The organism is Mediterranea sp. An20, from assembly GCF_002160055.1.
Lineage (GTDB): Bacteria > Bacteroidota > Bacteroidia > Bacteroidales > Bacteroidaceae > Bacteroides > Bacteroides avicola.
This window is the reverse complement of sequence record NZ_NFJV01000007.1, coordinates 78,803-102,451: the sequence shown is the minus strand read 5'-3', so window position 1 is coordinate 102,451 and position 23,649 is coordinate 78,803. Positions and strand designations below refer to the sequence as shown.

Here is a 23,649-nt window from a genome sequence, read left to right as displayed (position 1 = left end):
GGTCGTGAGGAGCGTAGTGGGCTACGTGGCGAAGGATGACTGGAAAAGAAACCTGGAATAGACCCCAAAGCGGCTGAATAAAAATCATAAAGAAGTCAAACTAAACAGACTTTAAATATTTGTTGTTTATAGCGTTGAGTACGGATGAGATGCGGGAAGAATAACCGCGTTCTCATCCGTACTTTTTTGGATAAGAAGAGGTCCATACCCTTTTGAAGGGGGCTGGCTATCGGCAAGATGTAAGCATCTGCTGAAGTACATATTGCGTCTTCTTATTGCGACGATATAGGCTTCCGTTTGTCTGATTTATGTAGCTATTTCTTTGTATCTTATTAATAATCAGTGTCCTATTTCTGATATATAACGATCGCGCTGCTTATCGCGTGGCAGTGGACTGCTTATTGCTTGGAAACTTTGCTTTTCCCGTTTGCCATGTTTGATCTACAGTCTGGCTTTGCACTGTGGTAGGCTGTTCTTCCGTCTGCTTACTTTCAGTCACGTCTCCGGCAAATAGCATGGTCTATCTTTACCGGAGTATTATCAGATAATATGTATGTTACCTTCAATCTTTTTCTTCGTGCCCATTGAGGATAGGCAAACAGATGTTGTATTTAACGGAAATGACGCGGGTAACGAAGACTACTACTCCCCCAACCACCTGACACACAAAAGACTCTGCGCCGAACTTCCAACAAATCCAGTACATAGTACCTCCTGCCACGCAAGCCAAGGCGTAAATCTCTTTTCGGAAAATAAGTGGTGTTTCGTTGATGAGCACATCGCGGATAACTCCTCCCGCTGCACCTGTAATGCTTCCCATGATAATGGCAACCCACCACGGATGGCCCAATGCCAGGGCTTTGCCACATCCTACCACGGTAAAGAGTGCCAACCCGATGGCATCAAATGTAAATAGCGTATTATTCATGTGAATAAGGTGCTTGCCGAATAAAATCACCCATACCAATGCTAAGCCGGTACAAAGAAGATAAATGGGGTCAGTCATCCAGGCAGGTGTTACGTCCAGCAGGACGTCGCGGATGGTACCGCCTCCTACAGCTACTGCAAAGCCGCATACGAAAGCACCAAACCAGTCAAATCTTTTGGCAGAAGCCAGACGGATGCCGCTGACGGCAAAAGCAAAGGTACCGATGAAATCGAGTATTTGAACAAAAGTTGGCATAATTGTTTTTTCCTATTTAATTTTGGGGACAAAGGAACGAAATTTCTCGCAAAATGCGTACATTTGCATGTCATTTTATAATCCTTTTTACGATGAAACTGACTATCATCTCGGCTGCAAGGCCTAATTTTATGAAAATAGCTCCTATCTGTCGGGCTGCGGATGCGGCTCGTGAGGCAGGAAATAATATCACTTATCGGATTGTTTATACCGGAAGTATGGATGACACGGCATTGGAGCCATCGCTTTTTTCTGATTTAGCCATGCCCATTCCAGATGCTTATTTAGGTGCAGCTTCCGGCGGGCAATCACAAATAGCAGGCGAGGTCATGTTGGCTTTCGAACGTGAGCTTGATGCTAATCCGGCCGATTTTATATTGGTAGTAGATGACAGTACGGCTGCCATGGCTTGTTCTGTTGTGGCCAAGAAAAGGGGGCTCAAGGTGGCGCATGTCATTGCAGGAACCCGCAGCTTTAATCTTTGCGAACCTCGCGAAGTGAACCGTACTATCATAGATGCTATTGCCGATGTGCTTTTTGCAGCCAGCATCAGCACCAATGCGAATTTGAATGCTGAAGGACTGGCCAATCCTACAGTTGTAGTGGGTAATGTGCTTATTGATACTATCCGTTACAACCGGCATAGGCTTTTGCAACCGCTGTGGTTTGATAGTTTGGGGTTGCGCAAGGGACGTTACTTGTTGCTTACGTTGAACCGTCATGACTTGCTTAATAAGCGCACGGTGCTCTATTCATTGCTCAATACGCTTTTGTCTCATAGCGAAGGATTGCCTGTTGTGGCACCTTTACATCCTTATGCCGAAGACGCGGTGCGGTCACTCTGCCTGAATGCTCCTCAGTTGCACTTGTTGCCTCCACAAAGTTATCTGCATTTTGGCTTCTTGCTGAATCAAGCTTATGCAGTAGTGACCGATTCGGGCAATATAGCCGAAGAAGCCACTTTCACCGGCACTCCTTGTTGCCTGCTCAATCCTTATGCGGAACATCCGGAAGTGTGGCGGACGGGAACTTCTGAACTGACGGGTGAGGATCCTGATGCATTGTCGAAAGCTCTTGAACGACTGAAGTGTGGTGAGTGGAAGCATGCGACATTGCCTGAACGTTGGGATGGACGTGCGGCTGAACGTATTGTGCAGACCTTGTTGATGGGACAAGTATAGCGATCTTCTTGGTGGAGGATAATGGGCAAGGTTGCAGGATACGTGTGGTAGAATCGGAGTTGCCTGAGTAAGAAGGGGAATAAGACAATAGCTTCATGCGCATGAGTAAGTGCATGAAAAGCAATGCACTTGCTTCGCTGTGAAGTCGTGAGTTGTTATCATTATTCTTCTATGAAATCATAAGAATAGAAGGTAGAGAGCGTATTATGCCTTATTGCTGACATTTTCTGTCTACAGGAAATGCGGGGAGGTTGTCTCTGCCTTTATTATTCTTTAGTTTATATTTGCTTCCTGTTTCGTGCTTATTTGCTAATTTTGCAGCCTGATAATGAAAATATGAAGCAACGATATATCTTATATACTTTTCTTTTCTTGTTGTTTGCGTTTATCTTCTCTCGGGCAGAAGCTCAAATCAAGGGAGTTATTACCGATTCGCTTACCAACGAGCCGTTGATGTACGTCAATGTGCAATGGAAAGGGACCACCTTGGGGGCACATTCCAATGAGCAGGGCGAATACCGTCTGTCGCGTCAGCCAGGAGTGGATGAGTTGGTTTTCTCATACGTGGGTTATGTGACGAAAACGGTTCGTGTGGAAAACGGTACAACCACTCTCAATGTCAAGATGAGCCCGGATAATTTTCTACTCAGTGAGGTGGTGGTAAAACCTAAACGTGAGAAGTATTCACGGAAGAATAATCCTGCTGTCGAATTTATGCGTAAAGTCATTGCGCATAAAAAGTCTCTTAAGCTGGAAGAGAATGATTACTATCAATATCAGAAATATGAGAAGATGAAGATGTCGCTTAACGACATCACACCGGAAAAGTTAGAGAAAGGCATCTATAAAAAGTTTGCGTTTTTTAAAGATCAGGTAGAGGAGTCTTCTCTGTCGGGTAAACTCATATTACCCATCAGCATCAAAGAGACCGTCAGCCGCAGTATCTATCGTAAGAAGCCTGAAAGCAAAAAGACTATTATTGAAGGAATGAACTCAACGGGTGTGGAAGAATTCTTCAATACAGGTGATATGTTAGGTACCATCCTGAACGATGTCTTTTCTGATGTGAACATCTATGAGGATAATATCCGTCTATTACAACGATATTTTACAAGTCCGATAGGTCGCGGTGCCATTGCATTTTACAAATATTATTTGGAAGATACTGTGATGGTGGAGGGTCGGGAGTGTGTCCATCTCAGTTTTGTGCCGCAAAATTCCCAAGACTTTGGCTTTACGGGGCATCTGTATGTATTGAAAGATTCCACTTATGCCGTAAAGCGCTGCACGATGAAGCTACCCAAGAATACAGGCGTTAACTGGGTGGAAAATATGGATATTGTGCAGGAATTTGAGCAATTGGTTGATGGAAACTGGGTGCTGACAGATGATGATATGATAGTGGAACTGGGTATTACCAAAGGAATACAGGGACTTGAAGTACAGCGTACTACCAAATATACAGATTATCAGTTTGGTGAAATAGAACCTCGCCTTTTCCGTTTGAAAGGCGATGTTATTAAGGAAGCCAATATGCTTTCCCGTTCTGATGAATATTGGGCGCAGATGCGTCAGGTGCCGCTGACTAAAAAGGAGAGTACTATGGATGTGTTTATGAATCGCATAGAACAGATCCCCGGCTTTAAGTATATCATCTTTGCGGCCAAAGCTCTCATTGAGAATTTTGTGGAAACAGGTGGTAAGAAGCATCCCAGCAAAGTCGACATAGGTCCGATTAATACCATGATTACAAGTAACTATCTGAATGGTACACGCTTTCGTCTTTCTGCCATGACTACAGGTAATCTTAGTCCGCATTGGGCTGTAAGTGGTTATGGCGCTTATGGTACTAAAGATAAGAAGTGGTTTTATTCCGGTCAGGTGGCTTATTCTTTCAATAAACGTGAATATGTATTGTGGGAGTTTCCTAAACATTATCTTGCTTTTAAGTACACGTATGATGTGATGAATCCCATGGACAAATATTTGATGACGGACAAGGACAATATGTTTGTAGGATGGAAGTGGGCGACTGTAGACCAAATGTCTTACATACGGGATGCCACTCTTACCTATGAATTGGAACGCAATACGGGATTCTCTATGCAAGCCATGTTCCGCCATCGTAACGACCAGCCGGGTGGCAAACTGGAATATTGGAAAAATGACGGGATTAGAGCCGGAGAGTTGGAGGGGAACACACGGGTGCATGATATGACAACCACCGAATTGGGCGTCACTTTCCGTTATGCTCCGGGGGAAACCTTTGTCAATACCAAGCAGCGGCGCATACCCGTCTCACTTGATGCTCCTGTGTTCAGTCTTTCGCATACTACCGGATTTAAAGGGTTCTTGGGTGGAGATTATAATTTTAACCTGACAGAAGTAAGTTTCCGTAAGCGTTTTTGGTTCGGGTCATGGGGTAAGCTTGATGCTACGTTGCGTGCCGGTGCCCAGTGGAATAAAGTGCCTTTCCCCTTACTTAATTTACCCATGGCCAATTTGTCGTATATTACTCAAAATAATGAGTCGTTCAATTTAATCAATAATATGGAATTCCTGAACGACCGTTATGCCTCATTGGCGTTGAGCTATGATTTGAACGGAAAGCTTTTTAACCGTATCCCTTTGATTCGCAAACTGAAATGGAGGGAAATGTTCCGTGTTCGCACATTGTGGGGAACCTTGACGGATAAAAATAATCCATATAAGAGTCATGATCCAGATCTCTTCCTCTTCCCGATGCGTGACGGGGTGCCTACAAGCTATGTGATGGATTCTCGTAAGCCATACGTGGAGATTAGTGTCGGAATCTATAATATATTCAAGCTGCTGCATATTGAATATGTGCGCAGGCTTACTTATACTGATTTGCCGGGAACTACCAAGTGGGGCATACGTTTTATGGTTCTGACGCTTTTCTAAGTTCTGCTCTGGAGAGGCTATGAAGTTGTATCAAATCTTTTGGAAGATACGACTGCATTGGGAATAAAAATGTAAATTTGCCGTATAAAATTGAATAGAGGTAACATATGCGTGCAAGACAGGTATGTGTTGCTGTTATCTTGTGACCGTTAATTACAATAATCAATTATGCAACCATTGGCAGAAAGACTGCGTCCGAAAACATTGGATGAATATATTGGGCAGAAGCACTTGGTGGGAGAAGGTGCCGTCTTGCGCCGTATGATAGACTCCGGCCGTATCTCTTCTTTCATTTTGTGGGGACCTCCGGGAGTGGGTAAGACCACGTTGGCCCAAATCATAGCAAACAAGCTTGAAACTCCTTTCTATACATTAAGTGCCGTGACAAGCGGAGTAAAAGATGTGCGTGATGTGATAGAACGTGCCAAAAACAACCGCTTCTTTTCTACTGCAAGCCCTATTTTGTTTATTGATGAAATCCACCGCTTTTCCAAGTCTCAACAGGACTCGCTTTTGGGAGCCGTGGAACAGGGCATTGTTACGTTGATTGGAGCCACCACGGAAAACCCGTCTTTTGAAGTAATACGTCCTTTACTGTCCCGCTGTCAGCTTTATGTGCTTAAACCGTTGGAAAAAGAAGACCTTTTGGCCTTGTTGCATAGGGCACTTGATACAGACTTGTTGCTTAAAGAACGCAGAATAGAAATCAGGGAGTATGATGCCATGTTGCGTTATAGCGGAGGAGATGCCCGCAAATTGTTAAACATTCTTGAACTTGTGGTGGAAGCTGCAGGCGATGAAGACCCGGTTGTCATTACCGATGCTATGGTTACAGACCGGCTTCAGCAGAATCCGTTGGCGTATGACAAGGATGGCGAGATGCATTATGATATTATCTCCGCATTCATTAAGTCCATACGAGGTTCCGATCCCGATGCAGCTATTTACTGGTTGGCCCGCATGGTAGAAGGGGGAGAAGACCCGGCTTTCATTGCCCGGCGTTTAGTTATCAGTGCAGCAGAAGATATCGGACTTGCCAACCCCAACGCACTTCTTTTGGCCAACGCCACTTTTGATGCTGTAATGAAAATTGGCTGGCCTGAAGGGAGAATTCCGTTGGCTGAGTGTACCGTTTATTTGGCGACAAGTCCTAAAAGTAATTCTGCTTATATGGCTATTAACGATGCTCTTGCCTTGGTGCGGCAGACAGGCAATCTGCCTGTTCCGCTACATCTGCGGAACGCCCCCACTACATTGATGAAGCAATTGGGATATTCGGATGGCTATAAATACGCACACGATTATCCCGGTCATTTTGTCCGTCAGCAGTTTCTTCCGGATGATTTGAAAGAACGTTCAATTTGGGTTCCTCAAGACAATCCTGCCGAAGCGCGCCATCGGGAGCGCATGGAACAATTGTGGGGGAAAGAACGGGGGAAAGAGAAAAAATAGAAGAGTATTTTAAACAACAATTATTGCAACTATTATGAAAATTGTAGTATTGGATGGCTACGCTGCCAATCCCGGCGACCTGCGTTGGGATGAATTTCAAGCATTGGGTGAGTGTGTGATTTACGACCGGACTTCGCCTGAGCAACTTATGGAACGCGCTTCCGGTGCGGAGGTGTTGCTTACCAACAAGACCGTCATCACGGCCGAAAATATAGACTCGCTTCCTGCCTTGCGCTACATTGGCGTATTGGCCACCGGATATAATATTGTAGACATTGATGCTGCACGCAGACGGAACATTGTGGTGACAAATATCCCGGCTTACAGTACGGACTCTGTTGCCCAAATGGTTTTTGCCCATTTGCTGAACATTGCTGTACATGTGGGGCATCACACCGAAGCCGTTCGCCAGGGGCGTTGGGTCACCGCGAAAGATTTCTGTTTTTGGGATACCCCTCTTAAGGAATTAAGCGGCAAACGCATTGGTATCATTGGTTTTGGTAATACCGGTAGCCGAACCGCTCGTATTGCCCTGGCTTTCGGTATGCATGTCGATGTGTGGACCTCTAAATCTGCCCTGCAGCTTCCTCCTGAAATCCATAAGGCAGAGACCTTGGATGAAATCTTCTCCGGGTGCGACATCGTCAGTCTTCATTGTCCGTTAACGTCCGATACTTATCATCTCGTTGACCGTCGTCGTTTGTCGGTCATGAAGAAAACCGCGGTGCTTATTAATACGGCTCGTGGCCCGTTGGTGGACGAACAAGCTCTGGCAGATGCGCTTAACAATGAGCAACTTTATGCAGCAGGGCTTGATGTGCTTTCCTCTGAGCCTCCACGTTCGGATAATCCCTTGCTCACTGCCCGCAATTGTTTCATTACTCCCCATATTGCTTGGGCAAGTATAGAAGCAAGGCAGCGTTTAATGCGCATAGCCGTCAACAACCTTCATTCTTGGATAGAAGGCAGAACAGTGAATGACGTGACGCAAAAATAATGTCAGGTGGTTTGTTGTGGTCAATTTGTATGATATGCTGTGTTGTTTTGTGCATTTAGAGCCCGTTTAGATTTTTCCTTTTAAGCTTCTGCTTAGTATCTTTTGAGGACTTTTACCTGTTTCTTTTTCTGTTTTCTTTCGTCAAGTGGCCTGTTTCGCTTCTTCATAAGACAGAAAAATATCTGTGGTAAAAGTCCTCAAATCATGTTAGGCAAAATCTAAACCGGTATATGGCGATGATGCTGGCAAACTCTTTGTATCAAGTTGCCAAGCAATAAGCAGCAGTTTTCCAAGCAATAAGCAGCCGACTCCTTATATATAAGAAATATTATTCTGATTATCAATTAAATATGCCTTTGTTCCCTATATGGCTCATGTACAGGGCAGAAAGATAAAAATCAACTCAGTATATTTTTTTCGGCAAATCTGCTTGCTAATTCAAAAAAAAAGCGTAATTTTGCACCCAAATTAAAAAATAAGGTCGGTTCCGTAGCTCAGCTGGATAGAGCAACGCCCTTCTAAGGCGTGGGTCCTGCGTTCGAATCGCAGCGGAATCACAATATGATTAGAGGCTAAAATACTGATATTTATAAGTATTTAGCCTCTATGTTTTTTATATAAACTGTTGCGGTGGTTAAAAAAAGATTTTCTGTTCCGGTCTCTTGGGTTCAGGATGGGCAAAAACAAAGGGCTAAAATCATTCCTTCAAAAGGGAAAAATTTTAGTCCTCTTTGTACACCCTCAGGGATTCGAACCCTGGACCCACTGATTAAGAGTCAGTTGCTCTACCAACTGAGCTAAGAGTGCTTGTCTTTATTATTTCGGCTGCAAAGGTATTGCTTTTATTTGAAACAGCCAAACTTTCAGTTGGATTTCTGAAAGATAATTGTAGTGTACGGTATAAAAGGCTCTTTTACTTCAATGTATCATGCGTGTGAAATCAAAACATCCGCTCATTTTTCTATGAGAACATTCTTATTGGGCAGACGTGGAGACGTTTGGGGGTAGTGTGCTGTATATAAAAAGAGAAGTTCCCCTCATACTAACCACAAGAGCGGTCAAGTATGAGGGGAACTTTTTTGTTGTATTTAAATTTCCTCGCTAATATATTTCTGCCTTACGGTCATGATGCTGTGAAGCAGTAAGCAAAACAAGTGCTTACAGAAACTGATTCATCTGCGTGTCAGTTTAAGTAAGCAGAAAATTCATCGGCAGAGATATTCTTCGCCAAAATGGTGCCATTTTCATCCAGCAGGTAATTTGCAAATCCCCGGTTAAGCTGGTATGCTTCATAAAGGTCGGATAACTCACCGTCTGTTTCCACAAAACATGACGAAGTCGCTATCTGGTCTTTTCTAACAGTTTCCTTAAAGATAGATTCATATTCGTCGAACGATACGGAAACCATTTCCAGATTGTCCGGGTGGGCAGCAATCAGCACTTGATTGAGTGCGGCGTTGCACATGCGGGACGGTGCATCGTAGCTTGCCCAGAAACTTAATAATACACGTTTGCCTTTCAAGTCAGAAAGGCTTTGTCCGTGTGATCCGGCAGACAAGGTCTGGATAGCGAAATCCGGAGCCGTGTCGCCCACATTCAAACCTCCCGCGGTTTTGTTCTTGTTCATAAAAGATGTCAAGGAACTAATCAGCAATACAACAAAAATCCATTTTACATGTCTCATGCAATACGGTTTTGGTTAATACTATCCGGAACCCGTTTGTGCGGGGATTTCATTTCCGGATCTTTGTTATCCCAGGCCTTGAATGCTGTCATTCAAAAGCCTTCAATCTTGAAATCGGGTGCAAAGGTAAGCATTTATAAAACTAATTTCCAAATAAACAAGTATAAAACTCTGTTTTTATGCCTACTTTTTTATGTTGTTTAGCATAAAAATGGGTATTCTCTTCCTTTTATCCGGGAATTTTGCCTAATTTTGCGTCATATTAATTGTTGTTAGATTGGCTGACATGCAAGAACAAGTACCATTGAATACAGAACTTATCCTGATACGTATCACAGGAGAAGACCGTCCGGGGCTGACAGCTTCGGTCATGGAGATATTGGCAAAGTATGATGCAACTATTATGGACATCGGTCAGGCCGACATCCACAGTACTTTGTCGTTAGGCATACTTTGTAAGACCGAAGAGCAGCATTCGGGGTTCATCATGAAGGAGCTGTTGTTTAAGGCATCCTCGCTGGGGGTATCGGTGCGTTTTTATCCCATCAGTGCCAAAGAGTATGAGGATTGGGTAGGTATGCAAGGTAAAAACCGATATATACTGACACTATTAGGGCGTAAACTTTCGGCTGGACAAATAGCGGCCGCCACGCGTATTTTGGCTGACCAGGGGATGAATATTGATGCTATCAAACGTTTGACTGGGCGTATCCCGTTGAATGAGACCGAGGCAAAGACAAAAGCGTGCATCGAATTTTCCGTGCGAGGTACTCCGCGGGATCGTGAGCAGATGCAGGCGCAGCTTATGAAAATGGCTTCGGATTTGGAGATGGATTTTTCCTTCCAACAGGATAATATGTATCGCCGTATGCGTCGTCTGATTTGTTTTGATATGGATTCTACGCTGATCGAGACGGAGGTGATTGACGAGTTGGCCATGCGTGCAGGGGTAGGAGATAAAGTAAAAGCCATCACTGAGCGAGCCATGCGGGGAGAGATAGACTTCACGGAGAGTTTTCGCGAGAGAGTGGCTTTGCTGAAGGGGTTGGATGTCTCGGTGATGCAGGATATTGCAGAGCATTTGCCTATTACCGAAGGGGTAGACCGATTGATGTATGTATTGAAGAAATATGGTTATAAAATAGCTATCTTGTCGGGTGGATTTACTTATTTCGGAGAGTATCTGCAAAAAAAATATGGTATAGACTATGTGTATGCCAACGAGTTGGAGGTAGAAGACGGCAAATTGACAGGTCGCTATGTGGGAGATGTAGTAGATGGCAAACGCAAGGCAGAGTTGTTGAGGCTTATTGCACAGGTAGAAAAAGTAGATATTGCACAGACAATAGCCGTGGGAGATGGAGCAAATGATTTGCCTATGTTAGGGGTGGCAGGATTAGGTATCGCTTTTCACGCCAAACCAAAGGTAGCAGCTAATGCCCGTCAGTCTATCAATACAATTGGGCTTGATGGGGTGCTCTATTTCTTAGGGTTTAAGGACTCTTACATAGATTTGCCTAAATGAAAGGAGTATTTGGTTCCTTAAGATTGCTTGAGGATAGCTATAGTATTGTTGTTGGGTTTATATTATAAAAATAGAATGATTCATATTAAACGATTGCATGGAACAGAAGAGGAACTGTACAGGTTGGTGGCTCCATTGGTAATGAATCCAGCCGTATTGAAGCAAAATAATAATTTTCCTTTTCGCACTTCCGAGAAATTTCAATGGTTTGTTGCTCTGAATGAGGAGGAGCGGGTTATCGGGTTTGTACCGGTAGAATGCAGACGCACAGGAGGTGTCATAAATAACTATTATGTGGAGAATAAGGATGCGGATGTGCTGGAGGAGCTTGTGAAACAGTCTATGGAGGCATTGTCAGAGAAAACATTGTCTGCCGTGTCTTTTCGGGAAGATAAAGAAGTTTTCCGCCGCTTGGGATTTGTGGAAGAAAAACAGTGGACACGTTATGTAAAGATGAGAAAGGAGCCGGCTCATGCAGAAGATTAAAAATGTATATGAACTGGCAATGGAACGCTTGGATATTATATTCCGTGAGTTTGATACGGTGTGTGTGTCTTTTTCTGGTGGAAAAGACAGTGGCGTATTGCTTAATCTTTGTATGGATTACGTAAGGAGACATTGTCCGGAGCGTAAATTGTGTGTCTTTCATATGGATTATGAGATTCAGTATCATCAGACCATAGATTATGTGAATCGGATTCTGAGTGATAATAAAGACATTTTGGATGTCTATCGAATCTGTGTACCTTTTAAGGTGGCCACTTGTACTTCGATGTTCCAGAATTTTTGGCGCCCGTGGGATGAAGACATGAAGGATATATGGGTACGTTCCATGCCTGAAGATTGCATGACAAAGGAATGCTTTCCTTTTTATACGTCTGAGATGTGGGATTATGAGTTTCAGATGCATTTTGCCAAATGGCTGCATTGGCAGAAAGATGCAAGCCGTACTTGTTTCTTGATAGGCATCCGCACACAGGAGAGCTTTAACCGCTGGCGTAGTATTCACCTGAACCGTAAATATCAAATGTATCATAATTATCGGTGGACTTCCAAGATTGGGAGCGATATTTACAATGCGTATCCTATTTACGATTGGAAGACGGTGGATATCTGGACGGCTAACGGCAAGTTTAAGTTTGATTACAACCATTTGTATGATTTGTACTATATGGCGGGAGTTAATATTGAGCGTCAGCGGGTGGCCAGTCCGTTCTTGTGTGAGGCCCAAGACAGTTTGCGTCTTTATCGTGCCATTGACCCCAATACTTGGGGAAAAATGTTGGGGCGGGTAAATGGTGTGAACTTTACGGGTATATATGGAGGAACGCGTGCTATGGGATGGCAAAGCATTCGCTTACCTAAGGGATATACATGGAAAAGTTTCATGCAGTTTCTTCTTTCTACTTTACCAGAAGAAACCCGCCGGAATTATTTGCGCAAACTGACAGTCAGTATCGAATTTTGGCGTACAAAAGGAGGATGTTTGTCTGATGAAACGATCCAAAGGTTGCGCGATGCCGGAGTGTCTATAGAGGTTATGAATTCTACCAACTATAAGACCAAGAAACATCCGGTGCGCATGGATTATTTGGATGATATTGACATCCCGGAGTTCAGAGAGATTCCTACTTACAAACGCATGTGCATTTGTATTCTGAAGAATGACCATGCATGCAAATATATGGGATTTGCCTTGACCAAGGAAGAAGTGTATAAACGGGATAAGATTATGCAACAATTTAAAAATATGAACTTATGAATGATGTTGAATATAAAAGCCCTGTGTATGATGTGAGGGCTGTGCCGGTAGAGAAGGTTTTTGCCAATGATTATAATCCGAATGTGGTGGCTCCGCCTGAAATGCGTTTGTTGGAGCTTTCCATTTGGGAGGATGGTTTTACAATGCCTTGTGTATGTTATTATGAAGAAGAAACAGATCGCTATATTCTGGTAGATGGGTTTCATAGATATAGGGTGTTGAAGACCTCAAAGAGAATTTATGAGCGGGAGAAAGGATTGTTGCCGGTAGTGGTGATTCAGAAAGATATTTCTAACAGAATGGCGTCAACCATTCGTCATAATAGAGCGAGGGGAACGCATAACATAGAATTGATGTGCAACATTGTGGCTGAGTTGGACAAAGCGGGTATGAGCGATGAATGGATTATGAAAAATATCGGTATGGACCGTGATGAAGTGTTGCGGCTAAAACAGATTTCCGGTTTGGCAGAGTTGTTCTCGCACAGGGATTTTACTATTCCGGACCAGACGGATAAATATACTTTTAATGCAGATGAAGATTAAGACGGGCAGATAGATAATTTACGCCTGGCACTTGTCACCTCTGCGGGTTGACAGGGAAGCCGTTGAACAGCGTCCTTTTTCTTCTGTTTGAAAGAGTGGAAAAAGGACGCTGCGATTTTATTTTCGGTACTGGCGTTTGTCTGATACTCATGCCGTGTTTGTTTCTCAGGGCTTAGAACCATACTTCTCAGGGCGTAGAAGTCCGTTCCATGTAGCTTGGCAGTTTATTGCCGAAAAAACTGTTGCTGCGGGCTGTGGACCAGCAATTTATGTTTTAACGGCAAGAAACTGGAATTGTTTTATCTTCTACATAATTGTTGGAAGTCACAATACGCGCATCTTTTGTTATCATCAGTTTGTGTAAAAGGAATATCCGGGTTGAATATTTCCTGCAACAGTTTCTGAAGGCGTTTACGGAATTCTGTTTCATAAAGGGAAAAGTCATTGACTTTCACTCGGTTCCGTGCTGGTCCTATTTCAATAATTGGTTCGTATTCATCGGAAGCCGCTTTGTGTATATAGAGTAAGGCGGGAGCCACCTTGCGCGATTGCTTGCGGCTGATTATGGCAGCGTAGAGGAATGTCTGGAAGATATAATTGGGGCGGTCGATGGCAGGCGTGAAAAGTTGCTCAATGTTGTCGGGCGTTTTGGGGACTCCTCCGGTTTTATAGTCTACAATACGGATGGTGTCTTCCTTACTGTCCATGCGGTCGATGGTTCCTCCGAGGTTTAGCAGAAGTTTTCCTTGCGTTGTGTCCACTTCGATAGTTTCTAAGACTCTCTGCTCCATGCCTTCCATACAGAAGGGGGCATAGCGCAGGTCGTTACGCAACAATTGTCGCAGATAAGAGGCAATAACACGGGCATGGATGAGTTGCGTTCCGTTATATTCGGGGTGTTCGTCTGTATTTACATGAAAGAATTTTTCTTTGAATGCGCGGTCCACATAGCCTTGCAGGCGTACATCGTCCTTTAGCAGAGTGGTCAGGTCTTCTTTGCGGATATTTTTACCCATAGCAGTCAAATCCATGTAAACCAATTCTGCAGAGCGGTGGAAAATAGTGCCGAATAGTGCCGAATCAATTTCTGCATTTATTTCTTCCGGAGCATGCAGGCGTGCTACATATCGGTAGTAGAACATCAGCGGGCAATCCAGATAAGCATTGAGGGCCGAAGGTGATAGGAGGCTTTCTGGAGAATAACGTATGTCGTAAGCACATCTGAGTTTATTCAGCATCTCACTGTTCTTTTCAACAGTAATAGGAAGCATACGGCGGGGAGACTGCCCGGCTTCCAGATAGAAACGTTTGATGGGATGGCGGTATTCTATGAGGAACTGTAAGGCGAACCGTGACATTTCTCCCCGGTTCAGACCATCGGATGAGGTGTTGTAGAGCAAAGTAATATGTTCAGCTCTTTGGGTAAGCCGATAGAAATAGTAGGCATACACCGCATTCTTGTGTTCGATGGTTGTCATACCGAAGGCATGCCGTAGGTTATGAGGGATGAACGAAGCTTCGCTTCCGGCTTTGGGCAACTGTCCTTCGTTGAGAGAAAGGATGAGCAGGTTGCGGAAATCCAGGTTGCGGGTTTCCAATACGCCCATTACTTGCATGCCGATGGCTGGTTCGCCGTGGAACGGTATGCTGGCTGCTGCCAGTAAGCGATTGAGGAGCCGACGGAAAGTATCTGTGCGTAAACCGGCCAGTTCTCCTGATTCTATCAGGCTCAGCAAGCGGTTGACCACAGTGTAGCTTTTGAATAGCGATTCTCGGTAGAGTTGGTCAAAAATGTCAGTTTCCTCTTTTTCTTGCTGATAGATTACAGTAATGCGCCGGAGCAAGTCAATCAGGTAGCGGCATAGCGATGCTATTCCGTTCTGTGGGGTAAAGACAGCTTGCAGGAATTCGTCGGCCATTAGTTCTGAGGGGAGGGGATAGAAACGCTTGTTTTGAGCAAGATGTCTTTCTAATTGCACGGAAGCCAGTGAGAGACTGCGGGTATAGGGGTGTTGCAAGACGGTAAGTACTTTTTCATAACTGTAACGTCCGGTTGAAGGATTATATCCCTTGGTTTGCAATTCGACCAGTGCATTCAGGAAATTGAATGCAGGGGTCTGTGCCAAAGGAAATCCCATGGTAATATTTACGTTGTTTACTTCGGAAGGAATGGAGTGGAGCACTGGCAATAACAGGGATTCGTTACAAAGGATAACGGCATTTTCTTTTTCAGGGCCGTCGTTTCCGGTTTTTATCAGATGCACCCATTCCGACAGGTACCGTGCCTGTGCGTTCTCGGTAGGAGATGAAATCAGACTGATGTGTTTGGGGCGGCGCAGCATGTCAAAGTAGGCTTCGGGAAGCTCGTTGGGAAATAATTTCAGATTGCGCAGGATAAACTCACCCGCTTCATGAGTATAAGTCAATTGCTGTTGGAGAGGGAGGCTGGTGTAGGATATGTCGTAATCCCAATAAAACATGGCTTTACCGGCTTTTTGCAGTAATTGGAAGAGCCTGGTCTCGACAGTATTGAGTACGTTGAAACCCACAAACACATAGCGTTCGTAAGAAAGATGTTCGGGGTGGATGTCCTCAATGACCTTGCGGTACATCATTCCTTCGTAAGCGATGCCCAATTGTGAAAGCCTGTTGTGAAAGCGCTGATAAATGTTGCCCAGCTTGTCCCATAGTGAAATGAAGCGTTGCTTTAATTCTGTATGCTTTTCGATGTTGAAGTTCAGGAAGAACTGGCGGAGGGATTCACTTTGTTCGGGTGAAAGGAAGGTATTGTCATCCATCATATCCCGCAGGTCCTGCAAGTTGCGGAATAGGCGTTTGGTGTCTACCAGGTTTTTGTCTATATCATCGAAGTCACTGATAAGCAGTTCGCCCCAGAAGTAAAAGTCATCGAGGGTTTCGGAACTGGAGGTTTCTTCACGGAAAATGTTGTATAATTCGCAGACAAGCCGGATCGGATCTCCTAACTTCAGGGTAGATAATTGGAGAAAGAGGTCGCTGATACTGACATAGGCTGGCGACCATATAGGTCGGTTGCTGTTGGCAGCCAGGTATTCATTAAAGAAGAGTCGTGCGCGTTTGTTGGGAAAGACGATGGCTGTGCGCGACAAATCACCGTTTGTCTTATGTTGAAGGTCGCGTGCGACCTGCTGGAGAAAACTTTCCATTGTATTTTTTAATGATTATATTGTTCCGGTTTTACTGTTTCATCAATGGGCTCTATCCGATTCTCGTCTACATACCACAAGTAACCTTGGATTTGCGAACGGTCATAACCCATGCGGGCGAGCAGTTCTATGTATTTTTGTACTTGCCGGGCATACGTACGCCGCGGTTTGCCGAATTTGAAATCGACTACAATGACGTGTCCGTTGTCGTCCGTCATTACACGGTCCGGCCGTCGCAATTGCAGTTCGTTATTTTCCATCCAGATGATGTCGCATTCATTGAATACTTGCATGCGGCCAGAATACCAGTCGCGCACTTGTGGAAGAGAAAATGCCTGATGGGTCAGATGTCGGATGTTATTTTCAGTTTCCTGTTCTGCAATAATGCCGTCGAATATCAAGCGGTCGATGGCTGTGTCAATGTCATCAATCGTTTCAATGGTAGAAAAAAGAGTATGCATCAAACGGCCCCGTTTGATGTAATGATAGGGAGATTCTTCTCCGTCTGTCCCTGCGATAAAGTCGGCAGAACGGTTGGATTGTCGGAACTCAATATCATGTCGCATACCTGTCATCCGTACCGTTAAGGGCAAGGCTCTCAAAGTAAGACGATTGGCTGGATGGTCTGCCTCCGTTTGTGGTTCGGGTGTCTCAGACGGACAAGGTTGTCCGAATGTATAGGTATCGGTTTCTTCATCCCAGTCGCCAGTGCCATTTTGTGCCATGTGGGGGAGGGCATCAGACAAGAGAGCAGCTATCGTGCCCTTCTGGTCTTTCCGGCTCCAGCATATTAAATTTTTCCCAGCACGCGTGAAAGCTACGTAAAGCAGGTTGAGATTGTCTACCCAAAGTTGCAGTCGTTCATTCAGATAGGCTTTGTGGTAGGCAGAGTCGTTCATTGCCGAAGAGTAAGTTACCGGCACGAGATCAAGCTGGTTGTAAGGGAACTCTTCGGGTGAACACCATACCAGTTGGTTGTTGGTTTCATTTTCCAGACGCCAATCGCAGAACGGAATGAGGACCGTATGAAATTCTAATCCTTTGGATTTGTGTATGGAGAAGATGCGTATGCCCTCTATTTCTCCACCGGGAATGGTCTTGCTGCAAAGTTTTTCGTCCCAATAATTCAGAAAGCCGTCTGCAGGGTTTTCTGTCAGATATGCAGACACTTCGTCAAAGAAAGCAAACAGGTACGCATCTTGTCCTTGCATCCGGTTGACTTGGAAAAGCATGAAAAGTTCTTCCAGTAATTCATAGAGGGGCATTAACTGCAATTCATCTTGTCTGGAGATGAAGTCGCTGGGCAAATGTCCGTCAACCCATTGTCCGGTATCCAGCAGAAGAGTGGCGCGGGCAATCTCATTGTCAGGATACATAAGGCAACGCAGAGCATCTACCAGCAGGCATACGGCAGGAGACGCATCAAGGCGGAATGCTTCATCGGATACAATAGGAAGCCCCAGTTCTTTATCAAAATAGGTGGCTATGGCGGGTATATTTTTGTTTTTCCGCACCAAGATGGCAATATCATTCAGTTTGACCCCCTGAGCTAAAAGTTCTTGCACTTCTTCGGCAAGTGACTGTAAGGTAGAGGCTGTATAATCTTTGTCTGCATCCGGTTCTATCATCTGTACTTTGATATATCCGGCAACTTCTTTCTTGGGCGATTGTTGCTCTACATCAGCGTAGGCTTCTGTGAGCGGGCGGCAGATTTCTTCCTGATCCTGTAAGTGGATGTTATTAAAGAAATCGACTGCTGCCCGGAAAAAGTGGTTGTTGAATTCTATGATACGGGCTTCACTTCGCCGGTTGACATGGAGAGTCTTAACTCGGACGTATTGTGTCAGAGGTCCGTTGCCGGGTTTTAGGTTGTTTAAGATGGTCCAGTCTCCATTTCGCCAGCGGTAAATAGATTGTTTCACATCACCTACGATGAGGCTATCTTCGCCCTGTGCCAATCCTTCGGTCAGCAGTGGGCAGAAGTTGTCCCATTGCAAGCGGCTGGTGTCCTGGAATTCATCAATCATGACATGGCGGATATTTGCACCTATTTTCTCGAATACAAAAGAAGAATCTCCTTCGGACATCAGTTGGTGTAATAAAGCGTTTGTGTCCGATAAGAGGAATCGGTTCTGTTCGTTATTAAATCGGCGTACGGTCTCATCGATGTAGTTCAATAATTGCAATTTATTCAAGTGTTGCAATGAAAGTCGGCTGCTATTGAGGGTATAAAGACATTTGGGCCTTTTCGTTTCTGCTTCTTGTAAAAGTGGCAGTAGTTTTGATTGTGTTAAGGCGATGATGTCTGCTCGGCGGGCTGAGGTTTTTGTAGCCCAGTTTTCTGGACTTTCCAGACATTTGTTTAGCGTGGCGTTTACAATTTCTTTGTCTGTTAAACGTCCGTTTTTCAGTTTGTTGAAATAACTTGCAATGCCTTTCTTTCCATTCTTCAGGTCATCGGGGGCAATGCCGTGTGCTTTCAGTGTTTCTTCAAACTGCTGGCTGATGGCTCTCATTTCTTTTCCCGCTTGCTCCTCCATTTCGCGAAGCACCTCCCGATAGAGGCGGATTGTCGACGGTGAACGCAGTTTTTCGCGTAAGAGTGCGCCGCGTTCGATATAGCTTTCTTCAAAGATATTATGGGCGAATCGTTTGACTTCGTCTGATACATTCCAGCGTTTGTCGTCGGCTATACGCTCATTGATGTAATCTAATAATAAGTATAGTACGGGAGAGGTTGGGGTTAAGCTTTCTATAAGGAGGTCGACAGCATCGCTCAAGACTTGGTCGTTATCTAATTCAATATTTAGATTGGGACTAAGTTCGAGTTCGCGGGCTAAATTACGCATGACGGATTGGAAAAAAGAATCAATAGTTTCTACACGGAAACGGCTGTAGTCGTGCAGCATATATCGCAGAGCAGTTCCGGCTCTCACGCGAATCTCTTTTTCATCCATCGGCTGGCCTTGTGCCTTAAGGTCTTCTATCAGTTTCTGTAGGTAGGCATCTGATGAAGAGGCACCTTCGTGCAACCCATAAAGCTGTTGTAAGATACGTTCTTTCATTTCTGCCGTTGCTTTGTTAGTAAAAGTAACGGCCAACAGTTGCCGATAGGCGCGTGGATTCAGAATAAGATGCCTGATGTATTCTACGGCCAAGGTAAAGGTTTTACCCGAACCGGCAGAGGCTTTGTAGACTAATAATTCCATTGTCAATCAGTCTACTGCTTTTCTCAGCTTTTTAAAATATTCGATGATACCTCGGTAGTCGCGGTCGGTACAGGCGTTGAATTTGCTCCATAGGTCACCCATAATGACGGCACCACCGAATCCCAGGTCGCGTACTAAAGGGATGTTTTCCCACCGTACTCCTCCCAGTGCCATTATTTTATTGTCTATCAATTTGTCATGACTGCCTTGGCGAAGTTCTTCTGTTGTGAATGAGGCAGGGCGCGGGCTCGAAACCGAGTCGAAAACCGGACTTAGAAAGAGATAGTCATAGAAGTGCTTTTTGCTGCTTAATTCACTTAGTGTACGGCATGTGCAACTGATGTGACCGGAATAATCATGAGGCTCTGAGGGATTCCGACGGTTAAGGTGGATACCCATTAGACCGAATTCTTCTTGCAAATAGAAATGTTCGTGAGTCACAATGCGTTTATGATATTTCTGAGGAATAAGCGTGAGCAATCGTTCGGAGTACATTGCAGGTGTTTCCGGTTTGCGAAGGTGAAGAATATCAAGTCCTTCTTCGAAAAGTGCGGTCAATATTTGGTCCTCCTCTACAAAAAAGGTGGGAGTAGTTACAACGATAAGTTTCATTGCTATTATTGGTACTTATGTTAGTTCTTTACTTGGGCAAAGTTAAGAAATACTTATTTGTGTTGAGAAGTTTTTCCCCTAAAATATGTTAGTAAAGTCTATATCAGGAAGAAAAAAATGTGCTTTTGATTGAAAAATAGTGCTATCTTTGCATTCCGAGGAAGATTTCTGATAACGAATATTCTATGAATAAGAGATTTATAAATTAAATACTCCATACAATGAAAATTTCATCTGCAGAGTTTGTCGTAAGTAATACTGATTTTCGGAAATGTCCGGCCACGTCTTTCCCTGAATATGCTTTTATTGGGCGGTCTAATGTAGGAAAATCCAGCCTCATCAATATGTTGACAGGGCGTAAAGGATTGGCCATGACTTCGGCTACCCCCGGCAAGACGTTGCTTATCAATCATTTTATTATAAACAATAATTGGTATTTAGTTGACTTACCCGGATATGGCTACGCTAAACGCGGGCAAAAAATGCAAGAACGGCTTCAGTACATTATTAGGAGTTATATTCTTTATAGAGAGGCTTTGACTTGTCTTTTTGTCCTTGTTGACAGTAGGCTGGAACCTCAACGCATTGACTTGGATTTTATTGAGTGGTTAGGGGAAAATGGAATTCCTTTTGCTATTGTCTTTACAAAAGCTGATAAACTGAGCAGTGGGAAGTTGCAGGGTAATGTTGACATTTATCTGGAAAAATTAAGTGAGCAATGGGAAGAGCTTCCTCCTTATTTTGTTACTTCATCTGAGCATAAAATAGGACGTGAAGAACTTCTTAATTATATTGATAGTATAAATAGTGAACTAAAAATGAAGGAAAAATGAAAAAGTTTATGAGATTGTCATTTGTGATAATGACTTTATTGTGTTCGGTTCAAATTCAGGCGCAATCTTTGAAGGATATTCTTAACAAAGAGAATCTGGAGAAAGCTGTCAGCGTAGTGACGGGAAAGAATACGGCCAGTGTTATTGGAACGTGGAGTTTTACGGGAGCTGCTCTTGAGTTTGAGTCGGACAATTTGCTTCAAAAGGCCGGAGGAAGTGTGGCTGCAACAGCAGTAGAGAAGAAATTGGATGGATTTTTGGAAAAAGTAGGCATTACAGCGGGTGAGATGAGTTTTACCTTTGAGGCTGACAGTACATTCTGCACTCAAATCCGTGGTAAAGAGCTGAAGGGAACTTTTTCTTATGATGCTGCTTCGAAGAAAGTGAATCTCAAATTTTCCAAGTTGCTGAATATACAGACTACGGTGAATTGTACATCTGAGAACATGGAATTGCTTTTCCCTTCAGACAAGATTCTTGACTTAATAACTTTTCTTACCAGCAAAAGTAATAACTCTACGCTCAAGTCCATTAATTCTTTAGCGGACAGCTATGACGGCATGATGTTGGGGTTTGCATTAGAAAAACAGTGATAGTCAAGAAAACAATAAAGCCTTGCAAAAAATGCAAGGCTTTATTGTTTGAAATATGAGCGGCAAACGAGACTCGAACTCGCGACCCCGACCTTGGCAAGGTCGTGCTCTACCAACTGAGCTATTGCCGCAAGATGGTGTGTTATACTACGATAACTGTGCCCAGAACAGGACTCGAACCTGCACGCCTCGCGGCACACGCACCTGAAACGTGCGCGTCTACCAATTCCGCCACCTGGGCTTTTCCATCTCACTATTTCAAAGAATGATGAGCGGCAAACGAGACTCGAACTCGCGACCCCGACCTTGGCAAGGTCGTGCTCTACCAACTGAGCTATTGCCGCATAACGCTTTGTTTGTGTGAAGAGAAGGAGACTCGAACTCCCACGACATAATTGTCACTACCCCCTCAAAGTAGCGCGTCTACCAATTCCGCCATCTCTCCATTTTAAAGAATGTTCTTTGACATCAGATATAGTGCCCAGAACAGGACTCGAACCTGCACGCCTCGCGGCACACGCACCTGAAACGTGCGCGTCTACCAATTCCGCCACCTGGGCATTATTTCTTAACTCATACAAAGCCATTCTGAATGTCAAAGAACAAGGAGCGGAAAACGAGACTCGAACTCGCGACCCCAACCTTGGCAAGGTTGTGCTCTACCAACTGAGCTATTTCCGCGATTGCGGTTGCAAAGGTAGGCATTTTTTTTAAACCGACAAGCTTTTTCAGATGCTTTTTTTAGAAAAAATGCGTTTTCTCTTTCTTATTGCACACACAATTCTGATTATCAGTCCATTCTGTTTTTATAGTCTTCGTAAGAAAACTGTCTGAAAATCTCCGCACGACCGTCTCTGGTCCACATGGCCATGGCTGGATGCTGGATTCCGTTGAACATATTTGTCTTGACGGTAGTGTAGTGAATCATATCTTCGAATATTATCAGTTCGCCTGGTTGGAGCTTGTGGTCAAAGCTCCAAAAGCCTATGAAATCGCCGCTTAGGCAAGAATTGCCTCCAAGTCTGTAGACGTGAGGACCGTCACTTCCCATTTGGGCTCCACGCACTGCGGGTTGGTATGGCATCTCTAAACAGTCGGGCATGTGGCAAGTGAAACTGACATTGAGAATGGCTGTTTGAATGCCTTTATTTTCAACGATGTCTACAACCTTTGAGGCGAGAACGCCTGTCTGCCAAGTAAAGGCAGAACCGGGTTCTAAAATAATGTGGAGATGCGGATAGCGCGCCTGCAAACCTTGAAGGAGGTGGACAAGGTGTTCGATGTCATAGTCTTTGCGTGTCATCAGATGCCCGCCGCCAAGGTTGAGCCATTTGATTTGGGAGAACCAACGGGAAAATTTCTGTTCTATGTGCTTTAGAGTATGTTCCAGTTCGTAGGAGGAAGACTCGCAATGGCAATGGCAATGGAAGCCTTCTATTCCTTCGGGAAGTATGTCGGGGAGTTGGTCGGCTGTAATACCGAACCGGGAACCGGGCGCGCAGGGATTATATAAGCTGGTTTCTACCTCAGAGTATTCGGGGTTGATGCGGATTCCGCAGGATATACCGCCGTGAGCCTTGGCCAAAGGATAGAAACGTTGATATTGCGTCAGGGAGTTGAATGTGATATGGCTGCTGCAGTGCATGATTTCCGGGAAGTCCTCGATGGTATAAGCCGGTGAATAGGTGTGGGCTTTACTGCCGAACTGTTCAAGGGCTAAACGGGCTTCATAAGGCGAACTGGCGGTAGAGGCCTGGATGTATTCGCGGAAAATAGGGAACGAGCGCCAAAGGGCAAACGACTTGAATGCAAGAATGATTTCTGTGCCGGTACGGTCGGCTACGCTTTTAATTAACGAAAGATTTTTTCGCAATGCTTCCTCTTCCATGATGTAACAGGGCGAGGGGAAAAGAGAAAAGTCTATCATGTTATAATCAGTTTTGAAGTTATGATAAAAGTGCCT

The 23,649-nt window shown here is 44.4% G+C and carries 16 protein-coding genes and 8 tRNA genes; 11 read left to right on the top strand and 13 right to left on the bottom strand.

Features of this window, described 5'->3' with window-relative positions; translation table 11 throughout:
- Positions 1 to 562: 562 nt before the first annotated feature.
- A complete protein-coding gene (locus tag B5F34_RS05915; RefSeq protein WP_087336073.1) occupies positions 563 to 1,183 on the bottom strand; it encodes a trimeric intracellular cation channel family protein in 621 nt (206 codons plus the stop codon).
- A 92-nt stretch (positions 1,184 to 1,275) separates the two neighbouring features.
- Here B5F34_RS05915 and B5F34_RS05910 point away from each other — a divergent pair, with 92 nt between their 5' ends.
- The 5 genes from B5F34_RS05910 (at position 1,276) to B5F34_RS05890 (ending at position 8,295) form a co-directional block, all read left to right on the top strand.
- A complete protein-coding gene (locus tag B5F34_RS05910; RefSeq protein WP_087336141.1) occupies positions 1,276 to 2,364 on the top strand; it encodes a UDP-N-acetyl glucosamine 2-epimerase in 1,089 nt (362 codons plus the stop codon).
- A gap of 336 nt (positions 2,365 to 2,700) precedes the next feature.
- Entirely contained in the window at positions 2,701 to 5,289 is a 2,589-nt protein-coding gene (locus B5F34_RS05905) for a DUF5686 and carboxypeptidase-like regulatory domain-containing protein (RefSeq protein WP_087336072.1), read from the top strand.
- A 168-nt stretch (positions 5,290 to 5,457) separates the two neighbouring features.
- Positions 5,458 to 6,741, top strand: coding sequence for a replication-associated recombination protein A (locus tag B5F34_RS05900; RefSeq protein WP_087336070.1), 1,284 nt, complete (start codon positions 5,458 to 5,460; stop codon positions 6,739 to 6,741).
- A 34-nt stretch (positions 6,742 to 6,775) separates the two neighbouring features.
- Positions 6,776 to 7,738: a D-2-hydroxyacid dehydrogenase gene (locus tag B5F34_RS05895; RefSeq protein WP_087336068.1), complete on the top strand. Its 963-nt coding sequence runs from the start codon at positions 6,776 to 6,778 to the stop codon at positions 7,736 to 7,738.
- Positions 7,739 to 8,221: 483 nt separating this feature from the next.
- A tRNA-Arg gene (locus B5F34_RS05890) sits at positions 8,222 to 8,295 on the top strand.
- Positions 8,296 to 8,472: 177 nt separating this feature from the next.
- Here B5F34_RS05890 and B5F34_RS05885 read toward each other — a convergent pair.
- Positions 8,473 to 8,545 (bottom strand) — tRNA-Lys (locus B5F34_RS05885).
- Between the two features lie 376 nt (positions 8,546 to 8,921).
- Positions 8,922 to 9,422 carry a thioredoxin-like domain-containing protein gene (locus B5F34_RS05880; protein ID WP_087336066.1) on the bottom strand — a complete coding sequence of 167 codons (501 nt, stop codon included), beginning with the start codon at positions 9,420 to 9,422 and terminating at the stop codon, positions 8,922 to 8,924.
- A 286-nt stretch (positions 9,423 to 9,708) separates the two neighbouring features.
- Here B5F34_RS05880 and serB point away from each other — a divergent pair, with 286 nt between their 5' ends.
- The 4 genes from serB (at position 9,709) to B5F34_RS05855 (ending at position 13,254) form a co-directional block, all read left to right on the top strand.
- Positions 9,709 to 10,947 carry a phosphoserine phosphatase SerB gene (serB, locus tag B5F34_RS05870; protein ID WP_087336064.1) on the top strand — a complete coding sequence of 413 codons (1,239 nt, stop codon included), beginning with the start codon at positions 9,709 to 9,711 and terminating at the stop codon, positions 10,945 to 10,947.
- 75 nt (positions 10,948 to 11,022) lie between these two features.
- Positions 11,023 to 11,433: a hypothetical protein gene (locus B5F34_RS05865; RefSeq protein WP_087336062.1), complete on the top strand. Its 411-nt coding sequence runs from the start codon at positions 11,023 to 11,025 to the stop codon at positions 11,431 to 11,433.
- Positions 11,420 to 12,709 carry a DUF3440 domain-containing protein gene (locus B5F34_RS05860; protein ID WP_087336060.1) on the top strand — a complete coding sequence of 430 codons (1,290 nt, stop codon included), beginning with the start codon at positions 11,420 to 11,422 and terminating at the stop codon, positions 12,707 to 12,709. The genes B5F34_RS05865 and B5F34_RS05860 overlap by 14 nt, the downstream gene beginning before the upstream one ends.
- The gene (locus tag B5F34_RS05855) at positions 12,706 to 13,254 is read left to right on the top strand and encodes a ParB/RepB/Spo0J family partition protein (protein WP_087336058.1); all 549 of its coding nucleotides are present in this window, start codon (positions 12,706 to 12,708) and stop codon (positions 13,252 to 13,254) included. Before B5F34_RS05860 ends, B5F34_RS05855 begins: the two co-directional genes overlap by 4 nt.
- A gap of 299 nt (positions 13,255 to 13,553) precedes the next feature.
- Here the strand turns inward: B5F34_RS05855 and B5F34_RS05850 are convergent, their stop codons facing one another.
- The 3 genes from B5F34_RS05850 to B5F34_RS05840 are packed head-to-tail and all read right to left on the bottom strand — an operon-like array spanning position 13,554 to position 20,260.
- Positions 13,554 to 16,439 carry a PD-(D/E)XK nuclease family protein gene (locus B5F34_RS05850; protein WP_087336056.1) on the bottom strand — a complete coding sequence of 962 codons (2,886 nt, stop codon included), beginning with the start codon at positions 16,437 to 16,439 and terminating at the stop codon, positions 13,554 to 13,556.
- 8 nt (positions 16,440 to 16,447) lie between these two features.
- Positions 16,448 to 19,648 carry a UvrD-helicase domain-containing protein gene (locus B5F34_RS05845; RefSeq protein ID WP_087336054.1) on the bottom strand — a complete coding sequence of 1,067 codons (3,201 nt, stop codon included), beginning with the start codon at positions 19,646 to 19,648 and terminating at the stop codon, positions 16,448 to 16,450.
- 6 nt (positions 19,649 to 19,654) lie between these two features.
- Complete coding sequence (locus tag B5F34_RS05840; protein WP_087336052.1) at positions 19,655 to 20,260, bottom strand: thiamine phosphate synthase; 606 nt, start codon at positions 20,258 to 20,260, stop codon at positions 19,655 to 19,657.
- A 221-nt stretch (positions 20,261 to 20,481) separates the two neighbouring features.
- On the opposite strand from B5F34_RS05840, the gene yihA reads away from it, so the two are divergent.
- The gene (gene yihA, locus B5F34_RS05835; protein ID WP_087336050.1) at positions 20,482 to 21,093 is read left to right on the top strand and encodes a ribosome biogenesis GTP-binding protein YihA/YsxC; all 612 of its coding nucleotides are present in this window, start codon (positions 20,482 to 20,484) and stop codon (positions 21,091 to 21,093) included.
- Positions 21,090 to 21,686 (top strand): DUF4923 family protein, encoded by a 597-nt coding sequence (locus tag B5F34_RS05830; RefSeq protein ID WP_087336047.1) that lies wholly within the window; start codon positions 21,090 to 21,092, stop codon positions 21,684 to 21,686. The genes yihA and B5F34_RS05830 overlap by 4 nt, the downstream gene beginning before the upstream one ends.
- Before the next feature lie 58 nt (positions 21,687 to 21,744).
- On the opposite strand, the gene B5F34_RS05825 is transcribed toward B5F34_RS05830, so the two are convergent.
- The 7 genes from B5F34_RS05825 to nspC all read right to left on the bottom strand — a co-directional run bounded on the left by B5F34_RS05825 (position 21,745) and on the right by nspC (position 23,613).
- Positions 21,745 to 21,817, bottom strand: a tRNA-Gly gene (locus tag B5F34_RS05825).
- A 28-nt stretch (positions 21,818 to 21,845) separates the two neighbouring features.
- A tRNA-Leu gene (locus B5F34_RS05820) sits at positions 21,846 to 21,927 on the bottom strand.
- A gap of 30 nt (positions 21,928 to 21,957) precedes the next feature.
- Positions 21,958 to 22,030 (bottom strand) — tRNA-Gly (locus B5F34_RS05815).
- 17 nt (positions 22,031 to 22,047) lie between these two features.
- Positions 22,048 to 22,131: transfer RNA gene (locus tag B5F34_RS05810), tRNA-Leu, on the bottom strand.
- Between the two features lie 33 nt (positions 22,132 to 22,164).
- Positions 22,165 to 22,246 (bottom strand) — tRNA-Leu (locus tag B5F34_RS05805).
- A 48-nt stretch (positions 22,247 to 22,294) separates the two neighbouring features.
- A tRNA-Gly gene (locus B5F34_RS05800) sits at positions 22,295 to 22,367 on the bottom strand.
- Positions 22,368 to 22,476: 109 nt separating this feature from the next.
- Positions 22,477 to 23,613, bottom strand: coding sequence for a carboxynorspermidine decarboxylase (gene nspC, locus B5F34_RS05795; protein ID WP_087336044.1), 1,137 nt, complete (start codon positions 23,611 to 23,613; stop codon positions 22,477 to 22,479).
- Between the last annotated feature and the right edge of the window lie 36 nt (positions 23,614 to 23,649).

Excerpts from the sequence above, each read along its gene's own strand:
- B5F34_RS05880 (WP_087336066.1), bottom strand. The coding sequence starts at position 9,422 with ATGAGACATGTAAAATGGATTTTTGTTGTATTGCTGATTAGTTCCTTG.
- B5F34_RS05900 (WP_087336070.1), top strand. The coding sequence starts at position 5,458 with ATGCAACCATTGGCAGAAAGACTGCGTCCGAAAACATTGGATGAATAT.
- B5F34_RS05905 (WP_087336072.1), top strand. The coding sequence starts at position 2,701 with ATGAAGCAACGATATATCTTATATACTTTTCTTTTCTTGTTGTTTGCG.
- yihA (WP_087336050.1), top strand. The coding sequence starts at position 20,482 with ATGAAAATTTCATCTGCAGAGTTTGTCGTAAGTAATACTGATTTTCGG.
- B5F34_RS05850 (WP_087336056.1), bottom strand. The coding sequence starts at position 16,439 with ATGGAAAGTTTTCTCCAGCAGGTCGCACGCGACCTTCAACATAAGACA.
- serB (WP_087336064.1), top strand. The coding sequence starts at position 9,709 with ATGCAAGAACAAGTACCATTGAATACAGAACTTATCCTGATACGTATC.
- nspC (WP_087336044.1), bottom strand. The coding sequence starts at position 23,613 with ATGATAGACTTTTCTCTTTTCCCCTCGCCCTGTTACATCATGGAAGAG.
- B5F34_RS05865 (WP_087336062.1), top strand. The coding sequence starts at position 11,023 with ATGATTCATATTAAACGATTGCATGGAACAGAAGAGGAACTGTACAGG.
- B5F34_RS05855 (WP_087336058.1), top strand. The coding sequence starts at position 12,706 with ATGAATGATGTTGAATATAAAAGCCCTGTGTATGATGTGAGGGCTGTG.
- B5F34_RS05860 (WP_087336060.1), top strand. The coding sequence starts at position 11,420 with ATGCAGAAGATTAAAAATGTATATGAACTGGCAATGGAACGCTTGGAT.
- B5F34_RS05845 (WP_087336054.1), bottom strand. The coding sequence starts at position 19,648 with ATGGAATTATTAGTCTACAAAGCCTCTGCCGGTTCGGGTAAAACCTTT.
- B5F34_RS05840 (WP_087336052.1), bottom strand. The coding sequence starts at position 20,260 with ATGAAACTTATCGTTGTAACTACTCCCACCTTTTTTGTAGAGGAGGAC.
- B5F34_RS05830 (WP_087336047.1), top strand. The coding sequence starts at position 21,090 with ATGAAAAAGTTTATGAGATTGTCATTTGTGATAATGACTTTATTGTGT.
- B5F34_RS05895 (WP_087336068.1), top strand. The coding sequence starts at position 6,776 with ATGAAAATTGTAGTATTGGATGGCTACGCTGCCAATCCCGGCGACCTG.
- B5F34_RS05915 (WP_087336073.1), bottom strand. The coding sequence starts at position 1,183 with ATGCCAACTTTTGTTCAAATACTCGATTTCATCGGTACCTTTGCTTTT.
- B5F34_RS05910 (WP_087336141.1), top strand. The coding sequence starts at position 1,276 with ATGAAACTGACTATCATCTCGGCTGCAAGGCCTAATTTTATGAAAATA.